The sequence below is a fragment of the Paenibacillus shenyangensis genome (assembly GCF_000346635.1).
GTDB classification, from domain to species: domain Bacteria; phylum Bacillota; class Bacilli; order Paenibacillales; family Paenibacillaceae; genus Saccharibacillus; species Saccharibacillus dauci.
The window spans coordinates 1-18362 of the sequence record NZ_AOIG01000031.1 but is presented as its reverse complement, the minus strand read 5'-3'; the positions used below and the strand labels follow the sequence as shown (position 1 = coordinate 18362).

Here is an 18362-nt window from a genome sequence, read left to right as displayed (position 1 = left end):
TATTCATCATATCATGCCAGCATCTTAACGAAGAGATTCTTTGGAAGAGTTGTCTTCGTCCTGATGCTTACGACGTCGGGTCAGCTGGCGTATATTTTGTTGGAAACCATACAATGCATACAGTGCCAGCGGCACAAAAATCAGTTTGGATACTTGATCCGGGAACATGATGGCGATAACAACCGCCACGATAACAACGAATGGAGCCAGCCATAATGCTTTGCGCGGGATACCCACTTTTTTGAAGTTGGGGTATTTCACACGGCTTACCATCAGGTAAGACAATATTAATGTGCTGATCACCATATAAGGCGTAGAGACTTCGTTATGGAATAAGGATAAAGTTGCCAGTACGCCGCCTGCTGCCGGAATCGGCAGACCGGTGAAGTATCCGGGCACTCCTGCTTTTACATTGAATCGTGCCAGACGCACTGCGCCGCACATTGGGAAAATCAACGAAGCTACGACAGCGAGCACCGGATTAATATCATAAAAGGAAATACTGTACATGATAATAATAGGCGCTACACCAAACGATACCAGATCAGACAGCGAATCGAGTTCTTTTCCCAGTTCACTCTGGGCATTAAGCGCTCTGGCCATACGACCATCCAGACCGTCCATTAACATTGCTACAATTACCATGATCGCTGCCAGACTATAGTTATCATTCAACGACAGTAAAATAGCCACCATTCCAAGTCCCAGGTTAAACAGCGTACACAGGTTTGGAATTGATTTTGTTATCATTTTGTCACCTCAAAGATGGATATATTAACCAATTAACTTTACGATTCTAACGCTTTTAGATTTGTCTGTCAATAAATACTTGTTCCTGAATGCGTTCCAGACCTGCACGAATCGTTCTTGCCCGTACTTCACCAATGCCATCCACTTCATCCAGCTCTTGAATACTGGCACCTATTACTTGATGCAGGGCTTCAAAACGCTCGACCAAATTGTGGATAATCACATTAGGCAGTCTCGGAATTTTGTTCAATACACGATATCCGCGGGCATGCACCACTTCTTCCGACTGGGCAATCGCCACAGGATAACCCAGCATTTTGACAATTTGCGTGACATCCATGAGTTCATTATCGGTAATCCGCTTAAGGTTGTTTACAATTTCATTCAACTTGTCTTCACTGCAATCGCGTCCGTAGTCTTTGAGCAGCAATCGGAATTCTTCCTCCGTATTACCGACCATTTCTTCCATCTGCATGGAAATAAGGCGGCCTTCCGCGCCAAGTTCCGTAATATAGCGGCTAATCTCGGTTTGAATGCGCAGTACCATCTCTACTCGCTGAATCACACCTGCCACCTCGGAGATCGTAACCATCTGTTCGAATTCGGAAGCCGTCAGGTTGGTCAGTGCCTGGCTCAATACGGCCTGATAACGTTCCAGCGTCTGGATCGCCTGATTGGCTTTGGTCAGGATAACACCGATCTCTTTGAGCGCATAACGCAAATTCCCTTTGTACAGCGTAATAATATTACGACGCTGCGAGATCGAAATAACGAGTTCTCCGGTCTGCTTGGCTACCCGTTCTGCCGTACGGTGGCGAATCCCCGTCTCAATCGAGGAGATGGAAGAATCCGGGATCAGCTGCGTATTCGCATAGAGAATCCGCTTCAGATCACCACTTAGAATAATGGCGCCATCCATTTTGGCCAACTCATACAAATAGTTGGGAGAAAATTCGCAATCGATGGAAAAGCCGCCATCTACTACTTCCATTAGCTGGGGAGTTGAGCCAACCACAATAAGACCGCCCGTTTTGGCCCGCAATACATTTTCGAGTCCATCCCGGAATGCTGTGCCTGGCGCTACCATTTTCAGCAGGCGATTGATTTTCTCTGCTTGACTGATTTCCTTCATCTACTGTTCCCCCTAATCCAACGCAGCCTTTAATGCTTCCGCTACCGTATTTACACCGATTAATTGAATATCCTTGGGATGCTTCCATCCCTTGAGACTTTTCTCTGGCAAAATGACACGCTTGAATCCCAGCTTGGCCGCTTCCTTGACCCGCTGTTCTGCTCTGGACACAGCGCGCACCTCACCGGTCAGACCGATTTCTCCAAAAATTACATCATCCGGCTTGGTAGGTGCATCCCGGAAACTGGAAGCCAGACTGACTGCAATTGCCAGATCGACAGCCGGCTCATCCAGTTTGACGCCCCCTGCCACATTCAAGTACGCATCCTGATTTTGCAGGAACATGCCCATACGTTTTTCGAGTACGGCAATAATCAAAGACAGACGGTTATTATCTACACCGGTACCCATCCGCCGTGGGGACGGGAAATGCGTCGCTGCTACCAGCGCCTGCAGTTCAACGAGCATTGGACGTGTACCCTCCATACTGGCGACAACCGTCGAACCGGCTGCTCCCATGGCACGTTCGGACAGGAACAATTCCGAAGGATTGGACACTTCCGTTAATCCTTCTTCATGCATTTCAAAAATTCCCATCTCGTTCGTCGAACCAAAACGGTTCTTCACCGCCCGCAGAATCCGGTACGTATGATGACGCTCTCCTTCAAAGTACAATACGCAGTCTACCATATGCTCCAGCATCCGCGGACCGGCAATCGCACCTTCCTTGGTCACATGACCAACCAGTACGGTAGCTATGCCCCGAATTTTCGCTACACGCATAAATCGTGACGTACATTCGCGTACCTGGGACACACTACCCGGTGCACTTGTCACTTCCGGCTGATATACCGTCTGTATAGAGTCAATAACCAAAAAATTAGGATTCAAATTGTCAATTGCTTCCTCGATCAGATCCATATTACTTTCACACAGTACAAAAAGCTCATCAGACAGCGCATCCAGCCGCTCTGCACGCAGTTTGGTCTGTCGAACAGATTCCTCTCCGGAAATATACAGTACACGCAGTCCAGCCTTTGTCAGTGCATGCGACGTCTGCAGCAGCAGCGTCGATTTACCGATACCCGGATCACCACCGACAAGTACCAGCGAGCCAGGCACTACCCCTCCGCCCAGAACGCGGTTCAGCTCCTGAATCCCGGTTTGGATACGCGGCTCCTTGCCTGCTTCAATCTCTGTAATTGCCTGTGGCTTTTGCTTGGTCTGGAACAGGGAGGAATTCATGCCCTGCGTTTTGACCGCTGTGCTTTCCTTTTCCTCGATCATGGTATTCCAGGCCTGGCATCCTGGGCACTTACCATACCATTTGGGAGATTCATATCCACAATCCGTACAGAAAAACTTTGTTTTCACTTTTGCCATGGACGTCCCTTTCTATATATACGTTAACCGAACAGTTAACATCTAATATCTTTTTATCGTAATACAATGTTTTGAATTTTACATTCTATTCTATTATAACATTAAAAAGGTTGATTCCGCGGGCGATTTTGCCTTTGGAATCAACCTTTATTTATACACGATATCTATAGGTATTCTTCTATCCTTTGCAGAAATAGAGGAGACCTTAATTACAGATTTGCTTCGTTGGCAGAGACGCTGTCTGCCTGGGTAGCAGGATCAACCTTATCTACTGTCAGCGCACCGTCTTTCTCGTCGATCAGCAGGGTATCCCCTTTGGTCACGCTGCCTGTCAGCAGTTCTTCGGACAGACGATCCTCGATATGCTTCTGGATCGCACGACGAAGTGGACGTGCACCATACGCAGGATCGAATCCTTCTTTGGCAAGGAACGCTTTGGCGCTGGCAGTAAGGGTAAAGTCTACCGCATACTCACGCAGACGCTTGCGCAGTTCCTCGGACATCAGGGTTACGATCTCGGCGATGTGTTTTTCTTCCAGAGAGTGGAATACGATCACATCATCAATACGGTTCAGGAACTCTGGGCGGAAGTGACGTTTCAGTTCATCTGTCACTTTACCTTTCATGTTCGTATACTCTGCACCCGAATCTACAGTTGCTGTAAAACCAAGCGTACTGTTCCGGCGGATTGCATCTGCGCCGACGTTAGAAGTCAGGATAATCAGTGTATTCCGGAAATCGACTACACGGCCTTTGGAATCGGTCAGACGACCATCTTCCAGTACCTGCAGCAGGATGTTGAATACTTCTGGGTGAGCTTTCTCAATTTCATCCAGCAGGACTACAGAGTATGGTTTGCGGCGGACTTTTTCGGTCAGCTGACCGCCTTCCTCATAACCCACATATCCTGGAGGCGCTCCGACCAGACGGGAAGTCGAATGTTTCTCCATGTATTCGGACATATCAATCCGGATAATGGCATTTTCATCACCGAACATGGACTCGGCCAATGCACGGGCGAGCTCGGTTTTACCAACCCCTGTAGGACCGAGGAAGATAAAGGAACCCATCGGACGTTTTGGATCTTTCAGACCCGCACGGGCACGGCGGATTGCACGGCTGACAGCAACGACAGCTTCATCCTGACCGATTACGCGCTGGTGCAGCAAGCTTTCCATATTGAGCAGACGATCGGTTTCCTCTTCTTTGAGCTTGGTTACCGGAATGCCTGTCCAGTTGGCAACGATATCTGCGATATCTTCAGGAGTAACCTCGGAATCCGTACGACCTTGCTTTTCTTTCCATTGGTTCTTGGTTGTATCGAGTTCTTCACGGATTTTTTGCTCGGTATCACGCAGAGCAGCCGCTTTCTCGAATTCCTGACTTTGTACAGCGGCGTCTTTTTCCTTGCGGATATCTTCCAGACGACTTTCCAGTTGCTTCAGATTAGGCGGGATTGTGTAAGAGTTCAGTCTTACTTTGGAACCTGCTTCATCAATCAGGTCAATCGCTTTATCCGGCAGGAAACGATCCGTAATATAACGGTCAGACAATTTAACAGCCTGCTCAATCGCTTCATCCGTAATTTTCACACGATGATGGGCTTCATAACGATCACGCAGACCCATCAGGATCTGTACAGCTTCATCCGGAGATGGCTGATCAACGGTGATTGGTTGGAAACGACGTTCCAGAGCCGCATCTTTCTCGATATATTTACGATATTCATCCAGTGTAGTCGCACCGATACATTGCAGTTCACCACGTGCCAGAGAAGGCTTCAGGATATTCGATGCATCAATTGCACCTTCCGCTCCACCTGCACCGATCAATGTGTGCAACTCATCAATGAACAGTACGATATTACCCGCTTGACGAATTTCGTCCATGATTTTTTTGAGACGATCCTCAAACTCACCACGATATTTGGTTCCGGCTACGACAGAACCCATATCCAGCGTCATAACACGCTTGTCACGGAGAGTCTCCGGAATCTCGTTGTTGATAATTTTCTGAGCGAGACCTTCGGCAATGGCTGTTTTACCAACACCCGGTTCACCGATCAGTACCGGGTTATTTTTGGTACGACGGCTCAATACCTGAATCACGCGTTCGATCTCCTTGCTGCGGCCAATAACCGGATCCAGGTTGCTATCTTTGGCAATAGCCGTCAGATCGCGTGCCAGACTATCCAGTGTAGGCGTACTTACATTAGCAGGAGTACCGTGATGGCTGGATACCGCTTCATTACTGCCCAGCAGCTGCAATACCTGTTGGCGTGCCTTGTTCAGGCTAATACCCAGATTGTTCAGCACTCTTGCTGCTACACCTTCACCTTCACGGATCAGACCGAGCAGAATGTGCTCTGTACCCACGTAAGTATGACCAAGCTTGCGTGCTTCATCCATGGACAGCTCAATCACTTTTTTGGCACGCGGAGTATATGCAATATTTGTAGGCTGTTCCTGTCCTCTACCAATCAGAGATTCGACTTCATCCTGAATTTTTTCAAGTCCAAGACCCAGACCGATCAGCGCTTTGGCTGCGATGCCTTCACCTTCACGAATCAATCCAAGCAAAATATGCTCTGTACCGATGTTGTTGTGACCGAGACGAACTGCTTCTTCCTGAGCCAAAGCCAGAACTTTTTGAGCTCGCTCCGTAAATCTACCAAACATCATATTCAAGCACCTCCACGGTTTAGTCTTCTACGTGTACATTACCCAATTTATCGCGGATCAGCTGCGCCCGGTACATATCGCGTTCTCCTGATCCCATTTTAACACCGAAGGTTTTCTGAAGGAAACCCGATTGTGTCATAATCATTAACTCGTTCATCTGCGTAACCGTCGTCTTGTCGATCAATCCAAGATCCACGCCCAGTCGCACATCGGAGATACGCTGAAATGCTTCCTTGGAATCCATCATAGTGGCATAACACAGAATTCCATAAGAACGCATAATCCGGTCCGTTATGCGCAGACGAGATTCGGTCAGCAGACGATTGCGAGCATGCTGCTCATACTCAATGATCTGTAGCACTACGCTGCGCAGATTATCGATAATTTCCTCTTCCGATAATCCCAGAGTAATCTGGTTGGAAATCTGAAAAATATTACCGATTGCTTCGCTGCCTTCACCATACAAACCTCGTACTGCAAGTCCAACCTGCGAGACCGCCGACAAAATGCGTCCCACCTGGTTCATGATCGCCAGCGCCGGCAGATGAAGCATTACCGAAGCCCGCAGTCCGGTACCCATATTGGTAGGACAACTGGTCATATAGCCTCGATGATCATCGAATGCATAATTAACGGCCTTTTCAAAAGCATCGTCAATACCGGATGCGCGCTCCCATGCCTCCTGAAGCTGAAACCCCGGATACAGACACTGAATCCGCAGATGATCCTCTTCATTAAGCATAATGCTTACCGACTCATCCTCGGCCAGCAGCACTGCTCCTGCTCTGGATTCATTAATAAGGCTCGGACTGATCAGGTGTTTCTCCATCAGCACTTCCTTATCCACATCATCCAGTTCACTCAATATGATCGGTTCAAAGGTACCTATGCTCTGTACCGATTCACTCCCCAGCGCTTCGATCAGCTGTCCCTGCACGGCTTCTGCCTGCTCGGCTGAAGCAACGATAGGAAAAGGGTAATGAACCAGATTACGTGCAATACGTACTCTGCTGCTGATTACAACATCCGAATGCTCTCCGCCTTCTTTCATCCACTCACTCAAAGGCTTCTCGGTAAAACGGAGATTGGGCATACGGCATTCCTCCTTACGACTCCTGTGAAATCTGCTTTTCCAGTCCACGGATCTGATCTCTCAGCTCTGCAGCCTGTTCAAATTCCTCATCAGCGATGCTCTGCTGAAGCTGCTGCTTGAGCTCGTGCATCTGCTGTCTGATTTTGATCTGAACACCGGCGCGACCAGGCAGTTTACCAGTATGAGCGGTACTGCCATGCACCCTTTTAAGCAGTGGGTCCAGTTTGGCATCAAATGTCTTGTAACAGGAACTACAGCCAAACCGTCCCAGTTTGCGAAATTGGGTATAGGTCATGCCGCATTCCGGACATTGTAATTCCTGCACAGGAGGTCCGGCAACCTGACCTTTGTTGCTGGAATCAAAGTCCATCAATCCCGACAGCAGATTATGAATCGAAAAGCCGCCGGATGTACCCGGAATCAGTTCGCCTTTTTCACGGGCACAATGTTCGCAAATATGAAATTCCGTTTTTTCCCCATTTACGATTTTGGTAAAATGAAGAGTAGCCGGTCTCTTTTGACATTCCTGACAGACCATCACAATTACCCCCTTTGCCAGATATCAGGAGCCAAGCAATGAAATCAACATGGCCTTCATCATCCTGGCACGGACTTCATCCCGGTAGGGAAGATTCAATGAAATAACGTCCCGGCATACGACAGAACGCATCAGCTCGGCTTCACGCTTGGAAATAAGCCTTGCTTCCAGCAACTGATAAATAAGTCCTTCTGCTGCCACCTGACTCATATTCTGACCGATACTTTCGTGAATATGAGTATGGATCGTCGAATGAGCAGGCAGTTCGATACGCCGTATGCGGATATAGCCCCCGCCTCCCCGCTTACTTTCAACGAGGTATCCTTTTTCAAGAGTAAAGCGGGTGCTGATAACATAATTGATCTGTGAAGGCACACACGAGAACTGATCAGCCAGATCGTTGCGCTGAATCTCTATCGCTCCTTCACCTTCCTGAAGTATCCGTTTTAAATATTGTTCGATAATGTCGGAGATATTACGCATTGTATCCTCCTCCATGTATAGTTAAACCTGCAAACATGAATTCGCCAATGATAATATCAAAGTCTACATAAATATCACTTAACCATAAATTTCATGGTCAGAAACGAACGTTCGTAACAATCTATTATACAGATCGAAACAGATCGTCACTTTGCAGGATCACATCCATTCTACAGGCAAATATATTACTGCATTTGCTCGCTGACTTTGACTTTCTTTGACTTTATAATATTATACCATAAAATCCCGTTTTGCCAATAGCAGACAGGAGAAGTTTGTTTTGTTTTTGAGTGTTTAAGCTCATACGGAACGGTTACAGAAATCGTTATTTTGGGGTGGAAGTAAAAACAAATACTTTGCCATCGGTATTCAGTATCTGGGTTCCATTGGGTAGGGTGGCATAATGCTCCTGATGATCATGAGTCTGCCATCCCACGTGTCCACAGCAGAGTAATACGGGATCATGCTGTTCCAATTCCAATCGTACGGCTGGAGCTCCAGGGCGGTTATGAACAGGATCATCCGGCCCCTGATGCATCAGCATAATATCCGGTGTTTTCTTTAGCAAATGAGCCATATGCTTCAGGAATTCCGGTGCTGCCATTCGATTGGGCTTGTCCGTTCTACCGATTATACCGCCCAATCCGGCAATATGAATATTGGCAATATCCAGCAGTTGCGGCTTCAGCATCCAGACTGCTTCAGGGCAAGTATTCAAGCATTGCATATCCTCATCCGTAAAAATATCGTGGTTGCCTGACACTGCCGTCATATACCGAAATTTTTGCCGAAAAGCTTCCCAGACGGATAATGGGCTTCCACTGGCACCTCGTTGCAGTGGATCGGCGTACAGATCTCCACATAACAACGTCAATACTTTTTCCTGCTGGATATCAGGCCATTCAATCTGCAGCAGCAACTCCAGGCTTTCGGCCAAATCTTCGCCAAGTAGACGATAGGATTGCATATAATGCTGCGTATCCTCTGTTTTTGAATGCAGCTTGGCTATAAGATTTTCATCTTCTGGACTATTTGCTTCTCCTTTGAGAAGAGATCGATTATGTGGGGTCACTCCCTGCAAATCAGATGCAATAATAATGGCATCGATCGTCTCGGGAAGACCTTTTATAGTACCGCTGTATACAGGCAACTGCTTGTACTCTATCCCCTGACTGCCTTGAGCTGCTGTAATATACGTAAATACTTCTACAGGTTCATTATGGATATGTACTATTTCCAGCATATGAGTACCTCTTTCCAGGATGTTGTGCTTGCTTCATCGTTTCTGTATTTGCTGCTTGACTTGCTTCTTTATAAAGTACCCTCTACAACAATCTCATCCGCATGCTGAAGCTGAGTCCGTATCCAATCGGTGAACAAATCAACAAAAGCACGATGATCTTCATTTGCTGCCGGGAATTGATCCATTTCCTGCAAAATATGCTGCCAGACCGGTGCAGCAATGGCATTATCCCAACAATGATCAAAGCTGTCGTAGACTTCCCCGGTTTTCGGATCGGTTAATGGATACTGCTTTTCAATAATCGGAACCAATTCGGCAAAATCCGTAAAGTAAACAAATAGCAGCTCTTCATTGCTGTAGTCATCATCCCCCGGCCGTGCCGTGCCAAAAAAGTAGCCAGGATCATTACGCGGTCTATCATGATGATACAGCAGATAAGTAATGTTCGAATCTTTGATACTCACAAAAGAACCCTCCTATCATCTAGAGTTATTCCGTATAACTTGATCATACCGCAACAGAAGACGGCATGGAATCCAAGGATAAACCGGCAAGCGACTGGCAGCTTGACGTATTGTATCCGATCAAGTACACTAGCACAAATACATATCACGAAACGGCCACTGAAAGGAATCCAACCTGGAGGCGTTCTCGTCAAGGAACAGCACAAGCTATACGTAAAATAGCAGCTGTTACCCTAAGTTAAACGGTATCCGCCCGTTATCACGGAACCTGAGTGGATCGGAGTCATAGTACTTCGATTAAATTGGGTGGCACCGCGAGCAGAACGCTCCTCGTCCCAAGTTGATGAGGAGCGTTCTTTGTGTTTTTTCAGAATAACTGGCAGTGACAACATTGCCTATTTGAAAAGGAGCGAACCACCCATGCTGGATATTCAGTACATTCGACAACACGCCGATACCCTTCAGGAAATTGCCAACAAAAAGCATATTGCACTATCGATTGCAGAGCTGGTACAGCAGCATCAAGTGCGCAGCCAGAATCTGCAGGAGATAGAGCAGCTAAGACAGCAGCGCAATGTATTAACACGTCAGATCAGTGAACAGATCCATACTTCTCCTGCTACAGCCGAAGAGACGAAGCAGCAGGTTCGAAATATTAACCTTCAGTTGAACACACTGGAGCAGCAAGCCGAACAAATACTCGAGAAATATAACGCACTTATGGCGATTGTACCCAATATCGTATCGCCGGATACACCAGAAGGGCAATCGGACGCAGATAATGTATTGCTGCGGCAGATCGGTACACCCCCTGCATTTGACTTTGCTGCCAGGGATCATATCGAGCTTGGAGAGCTGCATGGAATGATCGATACAGCACGTGGCGTCAAGGTCAGCGGCAGTCGCCATTATTATTTAAAAGGGAACGGTGTACTGCTGCATCGCGCTGTTCAGCAGCTGGCATTTGATCTGCTGCTGGGCAAAGGATACACTCCGCTCGAAGTACCCATGATGGTTCGCGGTGCAGCAATGTACCATACTGCCTTTTTCCCGCTTGGAATCGATCAGACTTTCCGGATCGACCAGGAAGATCGCTGGCTCACCGGTACTTCCGAGGTAGCACTGGTATCGTATTATCAAAATGAGGTTATTGATCTGGCAGAAGGTCCTATTCGGCTGGCGGCGGCTTCGCAAAGCTTCCGTAGTGAAGTCGGCTCGGCTGGTAGGGATGTACGTGGACTGTATCGGGTACATCAATTTGCCAAAGTCGAGCAGGTTGTCCTCTGTGAAGCCGATCCCGAGGTATCGGAACATATTTTGCAGGAGATCACGGGCAATGCAGAAGAACTTCTGCATCTACTTGAGCTTCCTTATCAGGTTGTTGCTGTCTGTATTGGCGATATGTCGCAGAAAACCTATAAGCAGTACGATATTGAGACCTGGATGCCAGGACGCGAGGCTTATGGCGAGACTCATTCTTCGTCGAATCTGCATGATTTTCAGGCACGACGTGCCAATATACGCTATCGCACAGAAAATGGAGAGCTGCGTTTCTGTCATACGCTGAATAATACAGCTGTAGCATCGCCGCGTATCCTGATTCCACTGCTGGAGAATCATCAGCAGGAAGACGGCAGTATTTACATTCCTGCTGCTTTGCGTCCTTATATGAATGGGATGGAGCTGTTGGCTGCCCCATCTGTAACGTTTAACTGAACATAAACTGAATAGTTTGCTTTGTACCGGTATATAGTGAGTCCTGATGCACGTTTAAAAGGAGCTTCCTCCATCAGGAAAGCTCCTTTTAAATATGTCTATCTGCAATAGTCTACAAACTAAAATATCACCCTTTGACCGAACCGGCAGCCAATCCTTCGACAATCCGGTTGCTTAGCAGCAGGAATGCGATCAGAATAGGAAGAATGCTAATCATCAGTGTAGCGCCGATCGCTCCCCAGTCTGTCAGATATTGCCCAACAAAATTATTAACACCTACAGTCAGTGTTTTCCAGCGATCGGAGCTGATAAAGGTATTTACAAATACAAACTCATTCCAATTGTAAATCATATTGATAATAGCAGTCGTCGCCAGAACCGGTGTAGTCAGCGGTAATACGATGCGCAAAAAAATCCGGTGTACCGAACAGCCATCCATAACACCTGCTTCTTCAATTTCACGCGGAATCGCCTGATAGAATCCTAGTAAAATCATAATCGTAACCGGTAAGTTAAAAGCCGTATACGATAAAATAACCGAAAGCGGATTATTGATCAGATGCACATGCTTAAAAAAATTAAATAGAGGAATCAATGTAGAATGCAGCGGGATCATCAATCCTACAATAAAAAGTCCCAGTACAAATCGGCTCAGCTTCCAGTTCATTCTGGTAATCGCAAACGTCACAAAACTGGCAAGTATAATCGTCAGCAAAACAGCTACCACTGTGTACCAGACACTGTTGAAGAAGTATAGATTAATATGTCCCTGACTCCATACCTTTGGATAATTAGCCCACTGTGGGTGCTGAGGAAATGCGAACGGTGACATACCGAAAACTTCCTGATTCGTTTTCAGCGAAAATAAAAACAGCCAAAATAGCGGATAAATCTGGATTACAGCCAATATCCCGAGAATCAGATAAAGTACACCAAAACCAAGGCGACTCCCAAATGATGCTTTTACTCTGGTATCGGAGATAGTTCCAGATCGTTTATGTGCAGCAAATTCATTCATTATGTTCATCCACTCCCTCAGTATTGGACATCTTCGCCTGATGTGGTCAGCTTGCGGATCAGCCAGGTCATAAGCAGACAGATCAGCAAGAGGGCAAAGCCCACAGCACTGCCATAGCCAAAATTGTACTTGCTGAAAGCTTCACCATACATATAAGAAGCCATCACTTCGCTTGCATGATTCGGCCCTCCACCAGTCATCACAAAGATCAGGTCAAAATACTTGAGTGAGCCAACAAGCGCCAGTATAATGGTCACCTTGAATACCGGAGAAATCAGCGGCAATTTGATACGACTCGCTACCTGCCATGGGGTGGCTCCATCGATCGTTGCTGCTTCTATCACTTCTTCCGATACATTTTTGAGAGCGGCATAATAGATAATGATATAAAAACCGGCATACTGCCATACAATTGGAACAAAGATCGCAAACAGTACAATATTCGGGTCGGATAACCAGAGCGGCGGATTTTGTATCCCGATACTGGTCAGTAGATGATTGAGCATACCATTGGACGGATCATAGATCTTGGACCATAGCTGGGCAATGGCTACAGAGGACAGCAACATCGGAATCAGATAAATTTTGCGAAACAGATTGGCACCCTTGATCCGGCTGGCCAGTACCATGGATACCGCCAGATAGATCAGCAGACTGAAAGTAGAACAGATGCCCAGTAACACGGAATGATATGTGCTTTTCCAGAACATCGAATCATGGATTAGCTTGTTATAATTATCCAGACCAATAAACTTCATCGGGGCAAAGCCTTTCCAGTCCATCATGCCATAGTAGCCCGTAAGCACCAGCGGAATATAGATGATAATCAGAATCAGCAGCAGCGCCGGCCATACATACAGCGCAATCGCACTTTTATTGGACATAACTGCTTTCATAATCTTTCCTCCTTTTTGACAGAAGGAAGAGCATCGAGATACTCTTCCATTCACAAATCACAAATGCCAGACAAGTGCAGCAGGACTCAGCTTCCTGATCCCTTTCGACCAAAGCAATAATGTCGGACAAAGGCAACCTACTAATGATTGGCATGCCTTCCATTCCCAAACCGAATTAATTACTTTCTTCTGCCAGGGCAGCGGCTGTCTGCTGAACAAACTGCTGTGGTGTAATTTGCTTGCCAAACAGGGCAGCAATTAGATCATGATGCAGCTCGGCCACATTAGGACTGGCCTGGGTATCAAAGTACGTAGTCACATTGGAGGCACTACTCAGATCTTTGAGAATCTCTACATACATAGGGTCCAGCTTTTTGCCGGCAGTGTCCACTTTGGTTGCAGGAATAACACCTGCATCGGTCACTGATTTGTCTCCCCACTCCTTTACCAGGAATGCAGCAAAGTCTTTGGCCTGCTCTTTCACTTCGGAATTCTCTGCAACGAACAATCCTACACCGGGTCCACCAACATAGCTGTTGATATCTGTTCCTTTACCGCCTTCATACAGAGGGAATTTGAAATAACCGATCTTGTCCTTGAAGGCCTGTGGAACATCCGGGCTGGTAGTATAATTTGGCAGCTCCCAGGTAGCCGTTAAAAACATAGCTGCCTGTTCGTTCATAAAATATCCTTTGGCTTCATCGTTGGACAAACCGCTATTTCCTTTCTCAAATGTATTCATATCGACCAGACTTTGCACTTCTTCGGCCGCTTTTACAATAGCTGGATCATCAAAGCTCCGTTTGCCATGAATCACATCGGTTAGCAAAGTAGGACCGCCGATACGATCAGCCAGATACATAAACCAGAAAGAACCCGGCCACCCTTCTTTATTGCCTACTGCTGCAGGAATTACACCATTATCGTTCAGCGTTTTGACGATATTTTTGAATTCGCTGTAGGTTTTGGGTACCTGCAGATTATACTTTTTGAATAACTCTTTATTGTAGAAAATATAGGAGATATTCAGTTCCAGCGGCATACCATAGGTTTTGCCATCAATCGCATAGGATTCTTTGACACCCGGAATGAAATTATCTTTCAGATTGGCATCAATAACATCGTCCAGCGGTGTGAATAACTGACCTTCGACATAAGGCTTGAGAAACCCATCCGACCAGGTCATGCCTACATCCGGCAGTTCATTGGAAGAAGCTAATACTTTCAACTTTTCGCGATACTGGTCATTGCCGAGAATTTCAGTCTGTATTTTGATATCGGGATGCTGTTTTTCATAATCCTGTATGATCTTATTAACAATAGTGTATTGGGCATTGGAACTGCCTTCCGGCCACAAATGCATAAATTTAATTACCGTTTGTCCATTGCTGGCACCCTGACTCCTACTTGCACTATTATCCGGCGACGTGCAGCCCGAGAGAGCCAAAGACAGCATAACTACCAAAACCACTATAATAGGAAGCGCTTTCTTTTTGTTCAATGAAACTACCTCCTCCATATGTTTATAGCCGTGTGACTATAGCTCAAGTCTAACAGCTGACTCTGGCAGGTATAAGGCAACAGTGATTGGTAAAAATTCTCTTTTTATTGGAGGTTTGGTATGGATAAAGATTATGATCGTATTTAGTGGATCGATTTGCGATAGCTGCTTGGAGTAATGCCTTCGATTTCTTTGAAGATTTTTATAAAATATTTGGCGGTACGATATCCTGATTGCTCGGCGATATCTCCAACTGGCAGACTGGTTGAAATGAGTAATTCTTTGGCACGCTGAATACGCTGACGGGTCACATACTCGCTAAAGGTCAGATGAACCTGTTCCTTGAACAGTACACTTAAATAGCTGGGATTAAGATGGATATGCTCGGCCAGTTCCTTTAGTGTAAGTTCCTCTTCCAGATGAGTATCAATATAGTGCAGGGCAGATCGTATTCGTTCTGTAGCTGTCTGACTCTGCTCATTCACCTGAACCAATCGATTATCCACTACTTTCTCGACGATAAATGCCCGTGTCTGTTTCTCTTCCACCTGTAGTGCAACCTCTACAGCAGCAGTCAGATCGGTTTTGCTGATAGGTTTGAGCAGGTAATTCACCACGCCAAGCCGGATCGCCTCCTGCGCATAACCGAACTCCGAGTACGCCGAGATCAAAATAACAACAGGTGACAATCCATGCTCCCGGATGCTACGCAGCATGGTTAATCCATTCATCTCCGGCATTCGAATATCAGTCAGCAGCACATGAACATGCTGTTTTTTCATTACGTCAATGGCTTCTTCGCCATCCGCTGCTATCATAATCCGGCAGCTTCCATCGCACCATTGATCCAGAATCTTTTTCATTCCCTGCCGTGTACGCGGTTCATCATCGACAATCAGAATTGTTTTGGCATACATACGCTTTGCCTCCTGTTCATACTTTCTAGCCGATTATTCTTTTGTGGTCTCTGGTATACATCTACTAGTCAGTACTCTTCATCTACGCATTCCGATCCGTATTTATCCGGTTTCTATTTATTGTTATGGTATGCATCTATTTCTCTGATATGCATCTATCAACTTGTGGTTATATCTCTTTCTCTGGTATGCCTTTATTAACTTGTGATCTATATCTATTTCTCTAGTCTGTATCTATTAACTTGCGCGCTACATGTATTCCCCTGGTTTGCATCTATTGGCCTCTAATATATATCTATTAATCTCCATTCTCTATCGGGATTGCAAAAGAAATACATGTTCCCTCATACAGTCTACTTTCGATCCGCAATGGATCGGTTTGATCAGGAAAGTACAGTCTCAACCGCTGATATACATTGGACAAGGCTATTCCACTACCTTCTCCCTCATCTGCATCTGCTGAATGAACAATTCCTCCTGAGCGCATAGCCTGTTGAATATGCTCCAGCGTCTTGGTATCCATTCCTGGGCCATCATCCTGCACAACTATATGCAGTAGTGTATTATGACTATCCGGATAAACCCGCATACTTACAGTGCAGTCTCTTTTTTTATTGCCGGCTCCATGTAATATCGCGTTTTCTACCAACGGCTGAATCAGCAGACGCGGGATTCGTACCCGGGATACTTCATCAGACATATCGATCCGATAATGCAGTCGTTCCCCAAAGCGCATTTGCATAATTTCCATATAGTTATGAATATGGCGAATTTCCTGTTGCAGTATGACCCATTCGTCCTTATCCTGTCGACTGATCGTATAACGAAATAAATTGGACATGGCTATTACATGTTCGGCCAGCTCCTCCTGATTACGATCTTCCAGTGACCAGCGGAGCGCATCCAGCGCGTTGAACAGGAAATGAGGATTGATTTGTGCCTGCAGCGCTTTGAGTTCACTGCGGCTACGAGTAATCTCCTTTTCGTAGACCATTTGGATCAAATGATTGGTCTCTTTTACCAGCTGATTGTAAGTGCTATTCAGCTCATTAATTTCATTAACAGCATGAATTTCCGGATTAACAGTCAAAGGACCTTCAATCGCCTGCTGCATAGTACGCGTAAGTCGCAGAATCGGTTTGGTAATAATAGTCGATAGTAAATAAGAGCAAATGAAGAAAATAATAATTCCTATTATTCCTGCATACAAAATCCCTGTACGCAGCACATCAATACTTCTATAGAGAGCGCTTACAGGAGTAAGAATCAAAACTGTCCAGTTTGTTACAGACGAATGCTGTCTTGCCATAATATACTGTTGATCTTCCAGATTTACGATAGGCATTTGCTGGGGATGATGAATAATATTCGCTAGCGGCCCATTATAGTTGGAACTGATCATTTCCATCTTCTGCCCCAGAAGAATAGAATATTGATCGGTCTCCTGAGCAGGCTGTGGATTGGTAAACTGAAAATAATAACGATACATGCTTACAAGTACATATCCGCCCGTACTGTAATGATGATCCATCAAGTTAACACGCCGAATGGCCAAAAAATAGTTCCGGTCTGTCGGATCATTGCCAATCCATACAAGACGCCCACGTGCTTCATCTGCCTTGGCAATCCACTCCTTGTTTAATCTTCCCGATAGACTCGCATCATCCAGAGGCAGTACCCGCTCAAGCTCAGTCGTATATAATTCAAAGGAAGAAATACCATCCGAATTGGCTTGAATTGTGTTTACAATTCCTTTTAATTCCTGACGTTCGTTAAAAGACACCGGCTTGTTGTAATACTTGCGCAGCAGTACATTTTGTACATTCTGATTGGTAGTTACCAGCTTCGATACCATATTAATTTGCTCGTATAAAGACTCAAAGCGTCCATTAGCTTCTACCGCCACTTGCTGTATCTGATGCTCGGTATGATCCTGCAGCATGGAAGAGATCGGACGAAATGTCATCACACTCACAATACATAGTACAATCACCATAACAAACAGAAAAACAAACAATACCTGATTACGCAGCGTATTCCATCTTCTTAATAAAGACAGCATCCCACTCCCTCTTTCTTTTATCTATAATTTATAGATACTTTCTCATCTGTGTTACTAGCAAAACAGAAAGAGAAATATAAAGTGGCACAACGAGCACACAAAAGTCTGTACTATGATGAGACACTATAAATAGAAACAACCAAGATGAAAGACGTACTAAAACCATTCAACTACAAAAGGCCTTTCAGATCCAAAAGAATCAGATACAAAAAATAAAAACTATGTAGGCAGATATATACAATTAAAGGTAAGAATAACAGAAAGACGGATATTATAAAATAACTCCTATAAGAAAATAAGCATATTAAGTAAGAATACTCATTCTCATACATGAACAAATTTAGAAATAATCTGTTTTAAAACAAAAAATCATAATGAACACTTTAAAGGCCTGAATTCCGCTAAGAGAGTGTCTAATCATGAAAAAAGATCTATTGATCAAGTACTAAAGTATAAAAACATACAAAAAAGACGCTATCCAGTGG

General features: G+C 45.5%; 15 protein-coding genes. 1 reads left to right on the top strand and 14 read right to left on the bottom strand.

Annotated features, from left to right (window positions below):
• Nucleotides 1–24 precede the first annotated feature (24 nt).
• The 9 genes from pssA to H065_RS0122345 all read right to left on the bottom strand — a co-directional run bounded on the left by pssA (nucleotide 25) and on the right by H065_RS0122345 (nucleotide 9767).
• Nucleotides 25–750 (bottom strand): CDP-diacylglycerol--serine O-phosphatidyltransferase, encoded by a 726-nt coding sequence (gene pssA, locus H065_RS0122385; protein WP_017815337.1) that lies wholly within the window; start codon nucleotides 748–750, stop codon nucleotides 25–27.
• Between the two features lie 55 nt (nucleotides 751–805).
• Complete coding sequence (gene disA, locus H065_RS0122380; RefSeq protein ID WP_017815336.1) at nucleotides 806–1882, bottom strand: DNA integrity scanning diadenylate cyclase DisA; 1077 nt, start codon at nucleotides 1880–1882, stop codon at nucleotides 806–808.
• A gap of 12 nt (nucleotides 1883–1894) precedes the next feature.
• Nucleotides 1895–3265 carry a DNA repair protein RadA gene (gene radA / locus H065_RS0122375; RefSeq protein WP_026136395.1) on the bottom strand — a complete coding sequence of 457 codons (1371 nt, stop codon included), beginning with the start codon at nucleotides 3263–3265 and terminating at the stop codon, nucleotides 1895–1897.
• Between the two features lie 209 nt (nucleotides 3266–3474).
• A complete protein-coding gene (gene clpC, locus H065_RS0122370; RefSeq protein WP_017815334.1) occupies nucleotides 3475–5946 on the bottom strand; it encodes an ATP-dependent protease ATP-binding subunit ClpC in 2472 nt (823 codons plus the stop codon).
• A 19-nt stretch (nucleotides 5947–5965) separates the two neighbouring features.
• Entirely contained in the window at nucleotides 5966–7039 is a 1074-nt protein-coding gene (gene mcsB, locus H065_RS0122365) for a protein arginine kinase (RefSeq protein WP_017815333.1), read from the bottom strand.
• Nucleotides 7040–7052: 13 nt separating this feature from the next.
• Nucleotides 7053–7577 carry a protein-arginine kinase activator protein McsA gene (mcsA, locus tag H065_RS0122360; protein ID WP_017815332.1) on the bottom strand — a complete coding sequence of 175 codons (525 nt, stop codon included), beginning with the start codon at nucleotides 7575–7577 and terminating at the stop codon, nucleotides 7053–7055.
• Between the two features lie 24 nt (nucleotides 7578–7601).
• Complete coding sequence (locus H065_RS0122355; RefSeq protein ID WP_017815331.1) at nucleotides 7602–8060, bottom strand: CtsR family transcriptional regulator; 459 nt, start codon at nucleotides 8058–8060, stop codon at nucleotides 7602–7604.
• Nucleotides 8061–8385: 325 nt separating this feature from the next.
• Entirely contained in the window at nucleotides 8386–9303 is a 918-nt protein-coding gene (locus H065_RS0122350; RefSeq protein WP_017815330.1) for a metallophosphoesterase family protein, read from the bottom strand.
• 68 nt (nucleotides 9304–9371) lie between these two features.
• Entirely contained in the window at nucleotides 9372–9767 is a 396-nt protein-coding gene (locus H065_RS0122345; protein ID WP_017815329.1) for a hypothetical protein, read from the bottom strand.
• A gap of 420 nt (nucleotides 9768–10187) precedes the next feature.
• Here H065_RS0122345 and serS point away from each other — a divergent pair, with 420 nt between their 5' ends.
• On the top strand, nucleotides 10188–11483 hold the full coding sequence (gene serS / locus H065_RS0122340) for a serine--tRNA ligase (protein WP_017815328.1): 1296 nt from the start codon (nucleotides 10188–10190) through the stop codon (nucleotides 11481–11483).
• 127 nt (nucleotides 11484–11610) lie between these two features.
• Here the strand turns inward: serS and H065_RS0122335 are convergent, their stop codons facing one another.
• From H065_RS0122335 to H065_RS0122315, 5 genes are all read right to left on the bottom strand, one after another.
• Nucleotides 11611–12501, bottom strand: coding sequence for a carbohydrate ABC transporter permease (locus H065_RS0122335; RefSeq protein ID WP_017815327.1), 891 nt, complete (start codon nucleotides 12499–12501; stop codon nucleotides 11611–11613).
• Between the two features lie 17 nt (nucleotides 12502–12518).
• Complete coding sequence (locus H065_RS0122330) at nucleotides 12519–13397, bottom strand: carbohydrate ABC transporter permease (protein ID WP_017815326.1); 879 nt, start codon at nucleotides 13395–13397, stop codon at nucleotides 12519–12521.
• A gap of 175 nt (nucleotides 13398–13572) precedes the next feature.
• Entirely contained in the window at nucleotides 13573–14916 is a 1344-nt protein-coding gene (locus tag H065_RS0122325) for an extracellular solute-binding protein (protein WP_036630621.1), read from the bottom strand.
• A gap of 125 nt (nucleotides 14917–15041) precedes the next feature.
• On the bottom strand, nucleotides 15042–15815 hold the full coding sequence (locus H065_RS0122320) for a response regulator transcription factor (RefSeq protein WP_017815324.1): 774 nt from the start codon (nucleotides 15813–15815) through the stop codon (nucleotides 15042–15044).
• Between the two features lie 298 nt (nucleotides 15816–16113).
• Nucleotides 16114–17877 (bottom strand): sensor histidine kinase, encoded by a 1764-nt coding sequence (locus H065_RS0122315; RefSeq protein ID WP_017815323.1) that lies wholly within the window; start codon nucleotides 17875–17877, stop codon nucleotides 16114–16116.
• Nucleotides 17878–18362: the final 485 nt, after the last annotated feature.

Bases quoted from the DNA above. Each gene is read 5' to 3' on its own strand.
- mcsB (WP_017815333.1), bottom strand. From the start codon at position 7,039: ATGCCCAATCTCCGTTTTACCGAGAAGCCTTTGAGTGAGTGGATGAAA.
- H065_RS0122355 (WP_017815331.1), bottom strand. From the start codon at position 8,060: ATGCGTAATATCTCCGACATTATCGAACAATATTTAAAACGGATACTT.
- mcsA (WP_017815332.1), bottom strand. From the start codon at position 7,577: ATGGTCTGTCAGGAATGTCAAAAGAGACCGGCTACTCTTCATTTTACC.
- H065_RS0122315 (WP_017815323.1), bottom strand. From the start codon at position 17,877: ATGCTGTCTTTATTAAGAAGATGGAATACGCTGCGTAATCAGGTATTG.
- H065_RS0122335 (WP_017815327.1), bottom strand. From the start codon at position 12,501: ATGAATGAATTTGCTGCACATAAACGATCTGGAACTATCTCCGATACC.
- H065_RS0122320 (WP_017815324.1), bottom strand. From the start codon at position 15,815: ATGTATGCCAAAACAATTCTGATTGTCGATGATGAACCGCGTACACGG.
- serS (WP_017815328.1), top strand. From the start codon at position 10,188: ATGCTGGATATTCAGTACATTCGACAACACGCCGATACCCTTCAGGAA.
- H065_RS0122350 (WP_017815330.1), bottom strand. From the start codon at position 9,303: ATGCTGGAAATAGTACATATCCATAATGAACCTGTAGAAGTATTTACG.
- H065_RS0122330 (WP_017815326.1), bottom strand. From the start codon at position 13,397: ATGAAAGCAGTTATGTCCAATAAAAGTGCGATTGCGCTGTATGTATGG.
- radA (WP_026136395.1), bottom strand. From the start codon at position 3,265: ATGGCAAAAGTGAAAACAAAGTTTTTCTGTACGGATTGTGGATATGAA.
- clpC (WP_017815334.1), bottom strand. From the start codon at position 5,946: ATGATGTTTGGTAGATTTACGGAGCGAGCTCAAAAAGTTCTGGCTTTG.
- pssA (WP_017815337.1), bottom strand. From the start codon at position 750: ATGATAACAAAATCAATTCCAAACCTGTGTACGCTGTTTAACCTGGGA.
- H065_RS0122325 (WP_036630621.1), bottom strand. From the start codon at position 14,916: ATGGAGGAGGTAGTTTCATTGAACAAAAAGAAAGCGCTTCCTATTATA.
- disA (WP_017815336.1), bottom strand. From the start codon at position 1,882: ATGAAGGAAATCAGTCAAGCAGAGAAAATCAATCGCCTGCTGAAAATG.